The sequence below is a fragment of the Thiospirillum jenense genome (assembly GCF_014145225.1).
Classification (GTDB): domain Bacteria; phylum Pseudomonadota; class Gammaproteobacteria; order Chromatiales; family Chromatiaceae; genus Thiospirillum; species Thiospirillum jenense.
Genome location: NZ_JABVCQ010000005.1, coordinates 20,122 through 37,703, shown reverse-complemented (window position 1 = coordinate 37,703; position 17,582 = coordinate 20,122). Strand labels below are relative to the sequence as shown.

10 protein-coding genes are annotated in these 17,582 nt (G+C 53.0%); 5 read left to right on the top strand and 5 right to left on the bottom strand.

What is annotated here, in order from left to right; genetic code table 11:
- Positions 1-4: 4 nt before the first annotated feature.
- From HUK38_RS03065 to menD, 4 genes are all read left to right on the top strand, one after another.
- Positions 5-3,325 (top strand): SUMF1/EgtB/PvdO family nonheme iron enzyme, encoded by a 3,321-nt coding sequence (locus HUK38_RS03065; protein ID WP_182582393.1) that lies wholly within the window; start codon positions 5-7, stop codon positions 3,323-3,325.
- A 139-nt stretch (positions 3,326-3,464) separates the two neighbouring features.
- Positions 3,465-4,361, top strand: a complete 897-nt coding sequence (locus HUK38_RS03060; RefSeq protein WP_182582392.1) for an alpha/beta fold hydrolase — start codon at positions 3,465-3,467, stop codon at positions 4,359-4,361.
- 71 nt (positions 4,362-4,432) lie between these two features.
- On the top strand, positions 4,433-5,863 hold the full coding sequence (locus HUK38_RS03055) for an isochorismate synthase (RefSeq protein ID WP_182582391.1): 1,431 nt from the start codon (positions 4,433-4,435) through the stop codon (positions 5,861-5,863).
- 33 nt (positions 5,864-5,896) lie between these two features.
- Positions 5,897-7,633, top strand: a complete 1,737-nt coding sequence (gene menD, locus HUK38_RS03050) for a 2-succinyl-5-enolpyruvyl-6-hydroxy-3-cyclohexene-1-carboxylic-acid synthase (RefSeq protein WP_182582390.1) — start codon at positions 5,897-5,899, stop codon at positions 7,631-7,633.
- Between the two features lie 46 nt (positions 7,634-7,679).
- On the opposite strand, the gene HUK38_RS03045 is transcribed toward menD, so the two are convergent.
- Genes HUK38_RS03045 through HUK38_RS03035 form a run of 3 tightly spaced genes read right to left on the bottom strand, consistent with a single transcriptional unit; the run spans position 7,680 to position 12,675 of the window.
- Positions 7,680-9,659: an amylosucrase gene (locus HUK38_RS03045; protein ID WP_182582389.1), complete on the bottom strand. Its 1,980-nt coding sequence runs from the start codon at positions 9,657-9,659 to the stop codon at positions 7,680-7,682.
- A gap of 44 nt (positions 9,660-9,703) precedes the next feature.
- On the bottom strand, positions 9,704-10,549 hold the full coding sequence (locus HUK38_RS03040; protein ID WP_182582388.1) for an HAD family hydrolase: 846 nt from the start codon (positions 10,547-10,549) through the stop codon (positions 9,704-9,706).
- A complete protein-coding gene (locus HUK38_RS03035) occupies positions 10,546-12,675 on the bottom strand; it encodes an HAD-IIB family hydrolase (RefSeq protein WP_182582387.1) in 2,130 nt (709 codons plus the stop codon). Before HUK38_RS03035 ends, HUK38_RS03040 begins: the two co-directional genes overlap by 4 nt.
- A gap of 147 nt (positions 12,676-12,822) precedes the next feature.
- Here HUK38_RS03035 and HUK38_RS03030 point away from each other — a divergent pair, with 147 nt between their 5' ends.
- Positions 12,823-13,941, top strand: coding sequence for a glycosyltransferase (locus HUK38_RS03030; protein WP_182582386.1), 1,119 nt, complete (start codon positions 12,823-12,825; stop codon positions 13,939-13,941).
- 56 nt (positions 13,942-13,997) lie between these two features.
- Here HUK38_RS03030 and HUK38_RS03025 read toward each other — a convergent pair whose 3' ends face one another.
- Positions 13,998-15,437, bottom strand: coding sequence for a GTPase/DUF3482 domain-containing protein (locus tag HUK38_RS03025; RefSeq protein WP_238787416.1), 1,440 nt, complete (start codon positions 15,435-15,437; stop codon positions 13,998-14,000).
- Positions 15,434-17,515, bottom strand: a complete 2,082-nt coding sequence (locus HUK38_RS03020) for a DUF2868 domain-containing protein (protein ID WP_182582384.1) — start codon at positions 17,513-17,515, stop codon at positions 15,434-15,436. Before HUK38_RS03020 ends, HUK38_RS03025 begins: the two co-directional genes overlap by 4 nt.
- Positions 17,516-17,582 lie beyond the last annotated feature (67 nt).

The window sequence follows — 17,582 nt, the reverse complement described above, 5'->3', positions numbered from 1 at the left end:
CCTGATGCACATTCCCGGCTACACCATCCTCGGCGAACTCGGTCAAGGCGGCATGGCGACGGTTTATCTGGCACGTCAAGATCACCTCGGGCGGCAGGTGGCGCTCAAAGTGATGATGCCGCAGGACAATGCCAATGACGAATTCACCGCCCGCTTTGTCAAAGAAGGGCAGATCATCGCCCAACTGCAACATCCGCAAATCGTTACTATTTACGATTTCAACATCATCAACGGGCAACATTATTTCTCGATGGAATATTTGCCCGGCGACACGCTTGCCCAACGCATCGCCCGCGGATTACGTCTCGAAGAAACCGTCAGCATCACCCGCTGCATCGCGCAAGCCTTGACGGTCGCGCATCACAACGGCGTCATCCACCGCGACATCAAACCGCAAAATATCCTGTTCCGCACGGACGGCAATCCGGTGCTAACCGATTTCGGCATCGCCCGCGCCGTCGGCACCAAAGTCCCGCAACACACCACCGTCGGCATGGTGGTCGGCAGCCCGCGTTACATGAGTCCCGAACAGAGCATGAGCCGCCCGATTGATGCGCGCTCCGATCTGTACAGTTTGGGCGTGGTGTTTTACGAAATGCTCACCGGTCAACTGCCGTATCAAGCCGAAGATGTCGTGAGTTTGGCGTTAAAACACTGCACGGCGCCGCTGCCGGTGTTGACCGATGATTTGCGGCGCTATCAGCCAATTGTTGACAAGTTGCTGGCCAAAAAACCCGAAGATCGGTTTAACAGCACCTCCGAATTGATCCGCGAACTGGACGGCATCACCACCGGTACTTTCACCGCCATACCGGATGACGAGCGCACCGTCATTCGCAGTCGAGCAGTTTCCGAAATGGTTGATTTATTTAAAGAAGAATCAACCGAAGATGACGCCAAATCACCGCCGCTGGCGTGGTGGCAACGGCGCGGCAATCAAGTCGCACTTGGCCTCAGCCTCACTGCGATTTTAGCCGCCGGCGGCGTAACGACCATGTTGATCGCGCCAACCGATGATTCACTCGCCACTTTCATCGCATCCTTGCCCACGCCGGCCGCGCAGCGCGGGGTCATCACCAATGACTACGAAACCCAAGCGCTGGCGCAGCTGCGTGATGGTCAATTCCAACGCAGTTTGGACACCCTCACGCTGGGCTTATCCGCCGCACCAACCGATGCCCGCTTACTGGCGATCAAACAGCGGGTGCTGGCACACATGCGCGTCAATCAACTCCTGCCGCAAATTGAAAAAAACTTAGCCGATCAAAGACTTGACGATAGCACCCAGTTGATTGAAGAAGGTTTAAACCTGCTGCCAAGCCAGCCGCAGTTATTGGCACTGCGCCAGCAAGTGCAACAGCGGCTGCAACAACGCACGGCTTCACGCGCCACCCTTGCCGAAACCTCCGATCTGATGGCGGCCGGGCAATTAACCGCCGCGCTGGCACTGTTGGATCAAAAAATGGCCGAACTGGGGACGGAAGATCAGGAGTTATCCGATCTGCGCACCACGCTGGTTAAACAACTGGCGCGTGAAACGGAACAGCAACTGGAGGTGCTGCGCAATCAAGCCGATCAAGCCGCTCGCACGGGCGATTTTCCCGCCGCGGTGACGGCACTGGATGCCGCGTTGCAATTACGTCCCGGGGATGCGCAGTTACAGCAGCGCCGCACCGAGTTAGCCACGCGGGCGCAGCAGATGCAGGCGGCTGATTTGTTGACCAGCGCTCGTGCGGCACAAGCGCAACAGGATTGGGATCAGGCGTTGGATTTGGTGCGTCAAGGATTGCGCGCCATACCAGATCACGCTGAATTGCAGACGTTGCAGGGCGAGTTGACGGCGCAGTTCACCAACCATGTCAAGGTCGCCAAGATTGTCGGTGAGGTGGCAGCGTTGCAACGTGATAATCAACTGGCGACGGCGGTGGCGGTGTTAGATGCGGCACTGGCGCAGCATCCTGATGATGCTAAGTTGTTGAGTTTACGCGGAGAAATGGTCAGCGCCCAGCAGGTGGGGGAAGTCAAGCAGCGGGCGGAATTGGTGCGGCAGGCGAGCGCGCTGTTGGATGACGGTCATCTGGAGGCGGCCACTTTGTTGACCAAACGCGGGTTGGAGTTGTCGCCGCATCATGCACCGTTGCTGGCGCTGCAAAAGCAGATTGACACGCGGCAGGCGCTGGCGGTAGATGTGGTTAAACAGTTACAACGCTGCGCCGCGCAATTGCCGAGCGCGTCCAGCGAGCCGAGCGCGTCAATTCCGGCGGCGAGCGCGGCGGCGACCTGTTACCGGGCGGTGTTGGAACAGAATGCGGGGAATAATGACGCCCGCGAGCAGTTGGTCAAGTTGCGGCAAATGTTGGCGACTGCATTTGAAACGGCGTTATCAAACAATGCGTTAGGTGACGCGACTCAGGCAGTGGCGGGGATTGAAATCATTGATCCGACGGATGGGCGGTTGGTAGCGTTGCGCGGTCAATTGGCCGAGCGGCAGAAGTTGTTGCCGACGATGGTTGACGTGGCCGGTGACTGTTTTCAGATGGGCAGCCCGGATAAAGAGGCGGATCGTGAACCGGATGAGCAGCAGCATCGGGTGTGCATCGAGCCGTTTGAATTGGGGCGTTATGAAGTCAGCATGGCGGAGTTCAAACGCTTTGTCGTGGCCACGGCGTATAAAACTGATGCCGAACAGAGCGGCGGTGAGATGCAGGGGTGTTGGGCGTTTGATGCGGATGTGCCAACCGATAATTGGGGCTATCACCCGTGGGCAAGTTGGCAGCGGCCGGATAAATCCCGCACGCCTGATCCAAATGAACCCGTGACCTGTGTCAGTTGGCATGATGCAAATGCCTATTTACGCTGGTTGAATAGCTCCACCGGGCAGCATTTCCGCCTGCCAACCGAGGCCGAGTGGGAATTTGCCACCCGCGCCGCCACCAGCACCAGTCGCTTTTGGGGCAACAACAATAAGAACAGCATTGCCTGTCAATACGCCAATGTCGCTGATACCAAACACGATTGGGACGCCGGCTTCCCGTGTGATGACGGGTATGAATGGGCCGCCCCCGTCGGGCGATTTTTGCCCAACGCCTGGGGGCTGTATGACACGCTGGGCAATGTTTTGGAATGGACGTGTTCAGAATACGATGCCAATTACGGCGTGGCGCACACCACCTGCACCGATCCGACAACCACCACGCCAATCGTGTTACGCGGCGGTGCGTTCAATAGCGGTCCAGGGGCAATGCGGTCGGCGTATCGCAATCGCAATTATCCGGAATCGCGCTACAACTTTGTCGGGTTCCGCCTCGCCCGCGATAAGCGTTAAGTGACCAATCGGGTGAATCGTGACAAAATCGGCCGCGAAACGCGCTATACTCAACACCGTTTTGGTGCGCACCAAGACGGCCGCATCGCTGATTCTCCTGCGTCGCTGTTCACCGTCAATCAATGAGTTAGGTACATCTATGGCTGCACATTCTCCGACCACGCTCCCGCCGGCACTCGATGCCGACAGCGCCGTGTTTTCCACGTTGCACCTCAACGACATCCGCTATTACGTCGCCGGTCCCGAAGACGCCGCGCCGCTGGTACTGATTCACAGTATCAACGCCGCGCCGAGTGCGTTTGAAATGAAACCGCTGTTTGACCACTACCGCACCACGCGGCGGGTGTACGTCCCAGAACTGCCCGGCTTTGGCGGCTCAGATCGCAGTGACCGCCCGTACACGCCCGAGTTGTACGCCAACGCCATCGTCGCCTTTTTGGTCAACGTGGTGAAACAACGCGCTGATGTGATGGCATTTTCTCTCAGCAGCGAATTCCTAGCCCGCGCCGCGCTGGTCTCCCCCGAGTGGTTCAACCGCCTGGTCATGCTCTCGCCCACCGGCTTTAACCGCCGCGGCCTGCCCACCGGCCGCACCGGTCGCGCACTGCACCGCTTTTTCACCCTCCCCGGCCTCGGTGAAGGGTTATACAATCTACTCACCGTCCGCCCGAGTATCCGTTACTTCCTGCGTTCCAGCTATGTCGGCGAGCCACCCGCCGAGTTGATTGATTACGCTTATTTGACCGCCCACCAGCCGGGCGCCCGTCACGCGCCGTACTATTTCCTCTCCGGGCAACTGTTCACCACCGACGTGATGAACCTGATTTACGCCAAAATCGAACAGCCGGTACTGGCGATCTACGACCGTGACGCCCACGTTTCATTTGAAACCCTGCCCAATTTTCTGCTGGGGCATCGCAACTGGCGCGCCACCCGCGTCAGCCCAACGCTGGGCATCCCGCAGTGGGAACGCCCCTACGAAACCATCTCCGCGGTTGATGCGTTCTGGCATGAAATGCCCGGCAGCCCCAACTAACGGGAGCGGCGGCGCTGGCGATTTCACATTCACACACCTCCCCGACTGCGGCACTGGATCCCGACGCGGCAATGCTTGACCACCTGCGGGCGCGGCTGGCCGCGCACCTTCCCCACCTGCCACTGACCCGGCCGACTGGTTTTGTGTCACTGACGCTGGCGCTGCCTGAACCGCCGGTGCGGCTGCCGCAACTGTCTTCCGGTGCGCAATTTCACCTGACGCAAACCCACGCCGGCGAGCTGCGCTCCGGTTACGGCGTCGCGGCCGAGTGGCAAGCCAGCGGGACGCAGCGGTTACAGCAACTCGCCGCCGTCGCTCGCACCTGGGCAACTGACTGGCAACAGGTTGACCCGGATCACACCGGTTATCCGGGCTTTGCGTTACTCGGCTTTGCTGCGGCCGACTCGGCGGAATTAATCTCGCTGGACGCGACCGATCACCAGTTACCCAACGCGCTGCTGTGGATTCCACAGATCGCGCTGCGCAAAACCGCCACCGCGGCCGCGCTGATTTTCACCGTCGCGTTGCCGACCACACCCGAGCGGGCGTTGCAGCAGTGGTTGGCATTACTTGCGCCGTTGGTGACGGCGCTGTACCCCCCGCGAGCGCCCGCATTGCAGTTGCGGGCGTTGCGCGAGCGCGGCGCGCTGTCACTGACGCCGACTCATCTGTTACCCAATTACAACGACTGGTGCCAGTTGGTGCGGCAGGCGCTGGTGCAGATTAACGCCGGGGTGCTGTCGAAAGTGGTGCTGTCACGCCAGTTGACTATCACCGCCGGGCGCGAGTTTGATCTGGAACGGTTGCACGGCGCGTTGGCTGACCTGTTTCCGTCCTGTCAAATCATCAACTTACGTCACACTGCCGCTGCCCCAGCCGCGCACTTGGTCGCGGCCACACCGGAGCGGTTGCTGCATTTACGCGGGCGGCGGGTGGAAGTGGACGCGATTGCCGGGACGGTGGCGCGGGCGAAATCGGCGGAACAGGATGCGGCGCTGTCGGCAGCACTGCGGGCGTCGGCGAAAGATTTACTGGAACATCGTTACGTTGTGGATGCGGTGTGGGCGGCGCTATTGCCCTTGTGTAGCGGATTGGAGACGAGTCCGTTGCAGGTGATGCAGTTAAACAACGCGCAGCATTTGTGGACGCCAGTCGTGGCGGAGGTCAACGCCGGGGTGGATGTGTTTGATTTGGCCGAGCGGTTGCATCCAACGCCGGCGACCAATGGTGAGCCGCGAGCGACAGCGCGGGCGTGGTTGCAAGCGCACGAGCCGTTTTCGCGTGGCTGGTACACCGGCGCGGCCGGTTGGATTGAACCCGATGTCACGACGGGCGGGTTGAATGCCGATCTGTGGGTGCTGTTGCGCTGCGCCCACATTTGCGGGGCAGCAGCGGAGTTACACGCCGGCTCGGGGATTGTCACCGGCTCTGATCCGCAAGCCGAGTGGCAGGAAACGGAAGCGAAGTTGAGCGCGATGTTGACGGCGTTACAATTCGTCTAATTCTCAACTGTCACGCCGCGAGGGGGTGCTGCCATGCCCGCACCGAATTCCAATTCTGATTCCAATCAAGTCGCCGCCGCGCAAATCCACTGGGCGCTGGCGCTGCTCGACGGCTTGATCACCGCCGGCGTGACGACGCTGGTGCTGTCACCCGGCTCACGTTCAACTCCAGTCATTCTCGCCGCGCAGCAGCGCCCGACCGCGTTGGCATTAATCCCAATTCTGGATGAGCGCAGCGCGGCATTTTTCGCCCTCGGTCACGCCCAAGCGCGGGGTGCGCCGGTCGCGTTACTCGCCACCTCGGGCAGCGCACCCGCGCACTGGTATCCGGCGGTGATCGAGGCGTCAACCGCGAACGTCCCGCTGGTGCTGCTGTCGGCTGACCGCCCGCCCGCGTTGCAGCAGTTCGGCGCTAATCAAACCATTGATCAAACACGGTTATTTGGTCAATTCGTGCGCGAGTTTCACGCGCCGGGTTTGCCGGAAAATAGCCCGGCGGCGTTGAAAGCGGCGTTTGCACTCGGGTTGCGGGCGGCGACGCGGGCGAAGTCACCCATGCCGGGGCCGGTGCATTTGAATCTGGCATTTGCCGAGCCGCTGGTGGCGGATGTTCTCCCGCGCCCCGAACCGCCCCTGCTGAACGAGGCGGGCGGATTTTCGGAGAACGGGGTTAGGACGGCAGGCGATCTGCACCTCCCACGCGGTCGCGGGTTGATTGTCTGCGGCGCGGGCGACTACGCCACCGACTGCGCCGCGTTCCTGTGGCAAGCCGCCGCCCAACATGGCTGGCCGGTGCTGCCCGACGTGCTATCGGGACTGCGGTTCGGCGCGACGGCGGCAGGTCACGCGCCCGCCAACCGCATCCGCAGTTACGATACCCTGTTACGCAATCCCACCCTCGCCGCGCACCTCCGCCCCGACTGGGTATTGCGCTTGGGGCGAGCGCCGGTGTCAAAAGTCTTGACCGAGTGGTTGCGCGGCGTACCGGCGCTACTGGTCAGCCCCGACGCGAGCTGGTCTGATCCGACGCACGACGTGCGCTGGTGCATTCACGCCACACCCGCGGCCGTGTGTCGGCAATTGGCCACAACGCCGCCGCAGGTCGCGCCCGAAACGCATCAATTAAATGCTTGGCACACTGCCGAGCAGCGCATGACCGCGTTAATGGCTGAGTTATTAAATGAAGCGCACTGGTGTGAAGCGCACTGTATTCAAGATTTATTCAATCAATTGCCGCCAACCGATGCGCTGTTATGCGCTAATTCATTACCGATTCGGCAATTAGACACTTGGACAGCGTTACCCGATTTACGCCCGACGGCAGCATTGCGCGTATTCGGCAATCGCGGCGTCAGCGGAATTGATGGGCAATTATCCACGTTGGCGGGATTGAATCACGCCGGCCAGCCAACCTGGGGATTAATTGGTGATTTATCATTCTGCCACGATGTCAGCGGTTTATTCCTCGCGCCGCGCTTCACTCGCCCGCTCATTATCATTAACAACGGCGGCGGGCGGATTTTTGATTATTTACCGCAACGGCAATTAACTGGATTAGAAACACTCTGGCGCACACCGCAGCAATTTGATTTATCCCATTTAGCCAAAGCCTTTTATCTCACCCATTCGCTCATTGACGACCGCGCCCATTTTCAACAACTGTTAATGCCAAAGTTTGCTGAATTATCACAAATTGCCGAGGTGCGGATTGATCCAGAACAAAGCCGCGCCGTGCATTTAGACTTATGGGAACGGGTGCGGACAGTATGATAACCGCGAGCAAATAAAAGTGTTAATTATCAACAACTTAGGTTGATTAAGTTAATCGGTTACTTGACTGGCCACTCAACCAATAAAAATGACATGGTGGAATAATCAACACTTCATTAAACAGCGCAGGCGCCATGTTGGAAATTAAATCCTGCACCTGACCATAACGAAAAATTGCCCGCGCATTTGTACTCAAATCTGCAAGCGCAAGATGTTGCGGTTTCGTATCAAAATTCGCAATCACTAAGACCGAGTTTGCAATGACGCTCGGATGACTGCGCAAAAAGACAAATAAATGTGGATTTGGCACATCAATCAATTCGCGGTTATTAAAATCGGCAAATACTTGGATATTTTTGCGGATCGCAATCATCCGTTTAAGACCATCAAACAGCTGTTGTTCAATCGTGCCACTGTCGTGCCGTCGTTCAACCTGTGTCCAATCAATATAGGGACGATGTAGCCAGCGGGTGTCATTAGATTTATTGTCATCTTCTAAAAAAGAATAATCATTACAGGTACCCCCTTCGTCGCCATACCATAATAATGGAATGCCGCCGAAAGATAAAATCATGGCATGTAATGTGAGAATTAACGCAATCGCTTGACTAATTGCCGGTTCATCATTGGCTTGGCGCGCTGTTTCTAATCCAACTAATGATGCCAAGGTGCCGACAATACGCGCATCACCGGTTTTAGCATTTACTCCAAAAGGGCGGCCAGATGCGGGGGAATCTTCAAAAACACCGGTGAACCATTCCACTAAAAAATGGCGGTGGGCATAGGGTTCATAACCGCAGGCGCGAATATCAGCATCATCAAAACCGAGACCAATATCGTCGTGACAGCGGAGATAATTTAACCAGGTGGCACGATCTAATTTACTCGGCAAACTTTTAATACCGCGATTTAATAAACGGGCGTTTTTGGTGGCAACCGCATCCCATAGTAAAGCCATGAAAGTCGCGTTATATGCGATTTCACATTCTTTTGCGATGACGGCGTCTTCACCAAAGTATTTAATAATTTCAGAGGGGGCGACAATTGCTTCGGCAATGAATAGTGTCCCGGGCGCAACGACTTGGCAGCAGTCTTTCATTAATTGCAAAATTAAATGCGCTTCGCGTTCGTTTTGTGAAGCGGTGCCAATTTTTTTCCATAAAAATGCCACCGCATCTAATCGCAAAATATCCGCACCTTGATTAGCCCAAAACAGAATGACATCTAACATTTCAATAAATACGGCGGGATTAGAATACTTCAAATCCCACTGATAGTTATTAAAAACGGTCATTGCCCATTGATTGATTTCTGGTACCCAAGTGAAATTACCCGGCGCGTTTTCAGGGAAAATTTCCGGCAAGGTTTTTTCAAACATATCTGGCACATCACGGGTCGGAAACAGGTAATAAAAATCCTGATAAACCGCATGACCAGCACAGGCCGCTTGCGCCCATTCATGTTCATTAGACGTGTGATTAACCACCACATCCAGCGTTAATAACATGCCGTAACTTTGCATAACTTCGGCAAGCGTTTGTATTTCGGATAATGTGCCAACGCGGGGGTCAATATCGCGGAAATCACTCACGGCATAACCGCCATCACTGGCGCCACGCGGACAGCGTAAAATTGGCATAACGTGAATGACGTTAATTCCCAATTCTTGCAAATACGGCAATCGTTCTAATAACCCATTCAAATTACCCGCAAAGCCATTCAAATAGATCGCCATCCCAACCCATTCTTGACTAATAAACCAATCATGATTTTTTTCACGTTCTGTATCCAATTGGCGCAGGCGCTCTGGACGTGCAATATAAGCCCGCGCTAACCGTTCGGTTAAATGAATGATTTGTGGCTTAAAATCTTGACGTTGCCCATAAAGATGACTGAAAAGTGAATAAATGGCGTAGAAATTAGCCCCTAAACGAGTATAAAAATGTCGCAAATCTTCGCGGACAACTTGATGACTCAGCTCATCAAGAATTTCATTTAATAACGCATGAGCAACGGGTTCATACATGGTTGCAGTATCCAAATAAGCTGGGGGCGGTGATGTTGGGCGATTTAATGGATTTCATTTATTAGTGCAATGATGTCTGGGCGAAAATGCGCAATACCTTCTAAAATACCGGCACTATAATTGCCGTTATAATCCCGCCAGCCACCCTGCGCACAATAAAGCTGGGCGGCACATCCTGCGACCTGCGCGTGTTGTTGGGCAATATGACGTATTTGCGGCGCGGCATTAGCGACTAATACCGCTGGAATTGAACTCGCTAATACTTCTAAATCATTACCGCTATCCCCGGCAAAGAGCGTCGTGTGATGCGTATATCCGAGTAGTTGTTGTAAAAACTCAATCGCGTGACGTTTAGATGCGCTATTCGGCACTATATCTAATAGACCGGTTTGATGAATAACATCCGCGCTGTAAATCAGCCGCACTTGCATATTTGCTGCCAATAACTGCTGTTGAATTTGTTCACAATAGGCAACGGGATTTGCGCAGATGGGAAGTAAATAACTCACCTTATAATCGCCTTGATGAACACTCGCTTGCAACGTTAATTCGGGCAAAAGCGCTAAACACTTTTTAATCTCGTCTGGCGCCGGCCAATGACAATTAATGTGATGATGCCAAGCAGATAAGAGTTGCCATTGCCCCTGATGTTGGCAATAAAGATTAGTGCCAACATCACTTATAATATAGGTCGGCAGCGGTAATGCGTATTGTTCAATTGCGGTAATGACTAAAGCGAGGCTGCGCCCGGTAACAAAAACCAATGTAATTGGGGCAATAGTGAGTAGGTGTTGGAAATCATGCCAGGCCTGTGGTGATTCAGGATGCGCGCCATTGGGTAATAAAGTTTGATCCAAATCAGTGCAGAGTAATAGCGGTGGAATACTCATACTGCCGGGACGCTACAGGTACGGAAAAAATCATAGTAGTCAATTGCTTCTAAAATACCGCGTGCATAAGAGTGTTGCGCAAAATAGATGCGTTCTAATTCGGCTAATGATGCGAGATCATTGGCATGATGATTCGCAAGCACCACTGCCAGGGTATTGCCGCGCATCATGTCTTCATCGGCTGCTGAATTACCAACAACTAATACATGATCGAGTGCAATACCAAAACGATGCGCAACGTAGCGGACGGCTTGTCCTTTGCTCGCACGAATGGGAACTACATCCAGAAAGTGACCAAATGCACATAAAAGATTAACGCTTAAATCATGGGTACGGAGCAATGTGGCAATATCTTCTAAACTGGGTGCTATTTCAGCGGTATAGAGATAAGCAATTTTAAATCGGCTTTGTTCCGTTTTATTCTGCAATGTCAATCCAGGTACCGTGGCCAGCACCTGACGAATCGCTTTCGGTTTCCATAAGTGGTCAATATGATCGTGCCAATAATCATCTGGCACTAATTGAGTGCTGTAATGAATTTCGGTGCCAAGACCTGTAATTAAAACATCTGGAATTGGAATATGATGTTGTCGAAGCATTGTTAATGCAGAATCCCGCCGGCGCCCCGTGACAACGCCAAAATTAGCACAGCGTTTATGACGGCGAATAATTGTAATCAATTCATTGAGACTCTCAAAATCGCCAATTAATGCCTCATCAAGATCAGTAAAGAACGCTCGATCCCGATATGCCAAACTGCGGCGCATGGGCGGTGTATCAGGAATAATTTCATGACGTTCTACCAGTGGCGCAATTAAACGACAATAGGTTGCCGCATGTGCTGACCACGCATAATAACGCTGTACGCCAATTCGACCACTATCAGAATACTGCTGCCATAGTTGCGGATTCTCTAAAATAGCTAATAATGCTTGGCTAATGGCAGTACGATCAAAAGGGTCAATGAGTTGTCCATTATGACAATTGTTAATAATGTCAACCGGACCACCATTTTCAGTGGCCACAATTGGCAATCCAGTTGCTGCCGCTTCCAGCAGCGTTAACCCAAATGGCTCGGTTAATGCTGGATTAATAAATACGCCCTTTGAGTGTGCAACTAGACGGTAAATTTTGGGGACATCATTCGCACTATGGTGCTTGGGAATGGCCACCTGTCCATATAGATCATACGCATCAATCGTAATTAAGAGATCAGTCAGAACGGTACGCGCATTCTCATCAAGATCACGAATATCATCTCGATTACCAGCAATAATTAACACATTAGCGCAGGCACGCAATGGTTGACATTCGCCATAAGATTCTAAAAAGGTGACAAGATTTTTACGTTGATCAGCACGCGATAACGCTAAAACTAACGGCTTTTCTGGTGCATCAAGAAATCGCGCTAATTCATCGGCAAATGGATTTAATATGTCGCTTTCATCCGGCGGGTAAAATTGTTGTAAATCAACACCTGGGGGAATTACTTGCATTCGTTCAGGCAGATAATAATCGTATAGCCCGTATTGTTCTTCAATTTCGTTGTGGGTGCTTGTAATAATTAACTCGGCACTAGCAAGCACGGTTTCTTCGGCTTCAATACGCCGCAACATATTATAGCGCGTATCAATTTGATCGCTATCTAATCCGGCTGCTAACAGGCGCTGGCGTTTATCACGACCCAATGAATGACCGGTATGAACTAATGAAACACCAATTAAATTAGACAGCTTGATACCAACAAAACCGGCATCGGCATAATGGCTATGAACAATAGTTGGCCAACAGCCTTGTTCATGCAAAAAAGCGGTGAGATTATCAACAAAATTATCCAAATAATCCCATAGTTGTTCTTTTGGTAAATACCCATCGGGACCAGCATCAATACGCACAATGCGCGTTTTTGGTGTTAATTGGGTAATGGGTTCGGCATAATCGGGACTCACGCTGGGATCAATAATACGCCGCGTGACTAAATCAACTTGATTCACATCATCGCGTTCGCCTAAAGCGCGGGCTAATTCAAGCACATATTTTGTTTGACCGCCGGTATCGGCATCGCGGCCGAGTTCTAAATCGTGACCACGAATAAGACCATGAATGCTTAACATCAGAACATACATCGTTGAATACCTCTTTTTACTGTTTTATGTCAAACAGTGTTAATGTTAGATAGCCACAACCTCCTGATTAAGTTAAAATACCTAGTATATTTGCGCATCGTAGCATATTTAATATCAGTTGACAAGTTGATTAAATCATTTTTAATTATGAACACCACCCGCCTCGCCCTATTTGCAGCCACTTCCGGCCACAGTGGTGTTGACCGTGTTTTAATCAATCTGGTCACTCAATTCGACGCATGGGGAATTGAAACTGACCTATTAACCATTGCCAATCACGGCCCCGCTTATCCGTTTGATGAATTAAACCACGCCCGCCACATTGCATTAAACACCCGCCACGTCACCAGTGCGTTACCCGGTTTAATTCGTTATATGCGCCGTGAACGTCCGGCCGCGTTATTAACTGATAAAGACCGAGTCAATCGCCTTGCCATTATTGCCAATCAGGTCACAGGTCAATCAACTCGCGTCGTCGTGCGTATTGGCACTGTGGTCTCAACTAATTTAGCCGCCCGCAATTGGTTAGATCGCCAGGTGCAACGCTTATCAATGCAATTGCTTTATTCACATGCCCACGCAGTAATTGTCCCGGCAATAGGTGTGGCGAATGATTTAGCCCAATTCGCGCAATTATCACCCGCGCATATTCAGGTCGTGCGCAGCCCAATTATTACACCGCGTTTATTCACATTGGCCGCTGCCGAATTAACCCATCCCTGGTTAATTGATCCGACCGCCCCGCCGGTGATTTTAGGCGTCGGTGAATTGAGTGAACGCAAGGATTTCGCCACCCTGATCCGCGCTGTGGCTAAAGTCAGACAACAACGAATGTGTCGCTTAATGATCCTCGGCCGCGGGCGGCGTGCAGACCAGTTGCGTTGTCTTGCCGCCACACTCGGCATCAGTGATGACTTTGCGCTACTCGGCTTTCAAGCAAATCCGTACCCGTTCATGCGGCAAGCGCGGTTATTCGTGCTGAGTTCGCGGTGGGAGGGGCTGCCGGTTGCGCTGGTTGAGGCGTTGGCGACGCACACGCCGGCGATTGCGACCGCGTGTCCGGGCGGCGGGGCGGCAGAAGTGTTGGAAAATAGCAACTGTGGTGCATTAGTGCCAGTTGGCGACCTGGACGCGCTGGCAACGGCAATTGCGATCTGGCTTGACCGCCAACCGAGCGCGGCGGATTTTGAGGCGACGCTCGCGCCCTATCAAATCAATCAGAGTGCGCGAGCGTATTTACAGGTATTAGGAATGACGCTGCCGTAGAGCAATTTTGAATGATACTGAACGAAGTTTGAGCGTGGGTTTTTAATTCAAAGCTATTATAAATTTGTGCGGCTATCAATTCGGTTGTCAGATAAATCGCGCAGCATATCGGCAATGATAGTGCGGCACGAATCTTCATATTGACTGTCTTTGCCGCGCCGCACATCGGTAAAGAATCGCATTAACAATCGCTGCTGTTCAGTGGTCAATTCTTCGGCAAATCCATGCTGTTTTTTAATGGCTTTATCGGGTACGCGATCCGGCGCCAGTTCATTGGCGGCTTTGCGGCCGTGTGACCAATTCATTGCCCGCGCACAATACAATACGCTGCGATCTAATAAAATAAATGGGAAGTGTGGATTAGTCACGGGGCCTAAAGAAAACCGCTCGACGCCTAACGTGCGTTGAATATCTATTTTTGCCAACGCCGCGCCGCCTAATGCACCAATTACGCCGCCGGCGGTCGCGCCAATCATCATGCCTAATCCTAAACTGGCGCCAACTAATGACACATCAATTCCCACCCCTGCCGTCACGCCAGCGGCGGCGCCAATTAACATGCGTTGAGTACGATTTAATCCCAATGCTCTGCCAACTTCATTAGAAAATAAATCTTTCTGTAAAATTGAATCGGGCGCCGCGTGCCACACATGATGTTTGAAATGCACCCGAATCTGTTTATGCGCTTCCAATTCTAATTGCCGCAATTCATCTTGAAACCGCTGTTGCAAACGGGTTTGAATGGCTTGCCGTTCCCGATCAGAGCGCAGTTCTGTGACCCGCACGACATGCGTCACGCGCAGCGTTAATGCCTGTTTTAATAAACTGAGAATGGTCATAACGGTATGATGAATGCGCCGTTCCCAATCACGTTCAAAGGCTTCAATCGTGGTGTTTAATTGCGGTTCCCAGCGTTGGTCAATACTCTTGAGTGCATTTAATAGGCTAATGCGTTCAGCATAGGTTGCCCGATGGGCATTAAACTCGCGCACCGAATTAAAGGCTTTATTCAACGCATCTTGCCAATCTTGATTGTACTTTTGATGCGTACTGAGATTATTTAATACCGCCATGCGCGGGCGACCAGTCAAGCGCAATAATTCCATTTCGGTGCGGTCTTTTTCTTTAATGCGTTTAGAACCGTCAATTACCAAAATAATCCCGGCGCCGTCGGCCACGGGTTTTAATAATGCGCAATCGTGGCTAAATAACGCATCAGTGCGATGGGCAGCGACAAATGCACGAGGCAGGTCTGGTTCATTCAAATGCTGTTGAAACCATTCCAAAATCGCACTCGGATTTTGAAACCCCGGCGTATCAATAAATTCAATAATCGGCTGGCCGTCAATAATGACGGGGTAATGATCGGAGCGCGTGGTCGTCCCAGCCCGTTGGTCAATATCAATGCGGTCATTTTCAGTTAAGGTCGCCACAATTGACGATTTACCCGCGTTGGGATGCCCCATGATGGCTAATACCGGTGTGGTTGTTTTCATTCCGCACCTCCGACTGTCTCGTCATTATCATCGGGTAGCAGTGGCATTAACCGCAAATACGGATCACCTAATTGATCTATTTTGCGTTGCCAATCAATTAAATCAAATGGGCGCACTGGTGGCAATGGATCATCCCCATCTGGATCACCGGTCAGCGCTAATAACAACGCTGCTTGTTGACCAATGGCTGCCCGCACCCGCCGTAAAAAGCGCAAATGCTCGGTAATCGGTGGTTGCGAACCATCAGTTAATAATGCTACTCGCGCTGGTGGTGATTCCCAACGACTCGTTTCTAATAATGCAATTGCTTGATCGGCTATTGCTGTATTGCCGCCAAAAGTGACCGTTGTGACCACGCGCCAACCTGATGCTTGTAATAATAATTGCTGCAAACGGGTATGATCGTCAGCGGTGAGGATGTCGGCAATATCAAGGTGAATCAATAGGATGCAGGCGTCAGCGGCAATGCCCGGCGCGGGGGGTTGGATAATAGCGTCGGCGGATGGCGTTGATAAATCCCCCCTGCCCCCCTTTGCTAAAGGGGGGGGGGCGATTGCCTTTGCTAAAGGGGGGGGAACGGTTTTTATCAATTCAACTGCGGCCGTCTCATTAGCGGTAAAGTCGGTTGCTGTCAATTCGCCCGCCGCCGTTTCGTTGGCGGTCAATTCAGCGGTTGTTAATTCGTTCATTGCCAATGACGGCGCCGCTGTTGCGGGTGATGTGAATGATGGCGCGCTGGTTTGCAATTCAGTAGTGGATGAAACAGGTAATGCTGCGGGAATTGGCATGGCGGGGCCAACGCCGCTGCCGCTGGTCGCAGTTTCTAAACTCGGTGCTAATAACCGCGCATATAATGCTTGGGTTTGTTGATGGGTGAAGGGCAAATTGGCGAGGGTGTGCGCTTGGGTGCGAATGGATAGCCAGAGTAATAATAAGCGCGGCATTAACCCGTAGCTGATGACGGCGAAAATTAAAAACCAGCGCCAGGCGCGTAAATATTCGCCACTGCTCCAGGCGAGTGGGTTTTTTAATAAAATGCGCGTGCCTTCAATTGCAGCGAGCGATGGATAGCCGGTGCCTTCTCCAAATAACCAGCCCCAGGGCAGGGCAATAAAGCGTGTGAAATGATAAACCGTTTGCGCGTCAATATTGAGTGCCGTTCCCCAGCCAAATGCTAAATCACTGAATAATTCGGTTAATACGGTGATGAGAATGGCGCCGAGATTAAAACCAATGCCTAAGGCTTGAATTGGAATTAATAAGGGTAAATAGGCGGCGCGGCCGTAAAGCGCGACCTGTGCAGTGAATTGACCGCGAGATGCCTGTGCTTGATTGCGGATGTCGGCGGGTAGGTGCGCTAATCGCTGGTGTTGCAGCCACGCAGCCAGGCGGGTGAATGCGGGTTGTAATGCGCGGGCAAGCCATGAGACGTCTTCGGCGACTTTTTGCATTGGTCGAGCGCGGCGCAGCGCCCAGACGGTTGCGGTGCCGCCGACTAGCAACAGTTGTAAAAATACCAACCAGAAGAGGTACCAGGTGATGCTCACCGGGGTGTGACCGTCATACTGTAATAAGATCGAGGCGAGGCTGCCGCCGACGATCATGCCAATCAGCGCCAGCGCGAGTGTTAGCAAGCGTTGACTGCGCTCGAACGCGGCGCCGGGGAGTAGTTCTCGTAGGTCGGGGGATTCATTTTGCCGCCGCATTTCTAACCAGTGGCGGAGGGCGGCGCGGCGGTGGGTGAGTGAATGTTCGGTTGCCGCCACAACGGGTTTGATGTGTTCTAAATACAACGTCCGATCACGCTGTGCTAATTGTTTGCGCTGACGCGGTTGGTCACGCAGCGTTTGTTCATCGGCGTCAACGTAGTGGTCAAAATCAAACACGTCGGCAATGTGCCACACGGCAGCCGGGTCGGTGGCGGAATCGGTGTTACCCGACAACGTGGCGCGCAGTTGTGCCAGTCGCGGTTGAAGCTGCTGCCAAAAGGGGTGCAGGGTGGTGAGCAGTTGCTGCTGGCGTTCGGGTGGCAGTAGTCGCAGCAGCCAATGAGACAGGTGGCGCAGTAACGCATCCATCGCTATTCCTGTTTGGGTCGGAGTCGGTTGAAAGGTGCCGTTAACGGTGATGTGAGCATTGAAACAA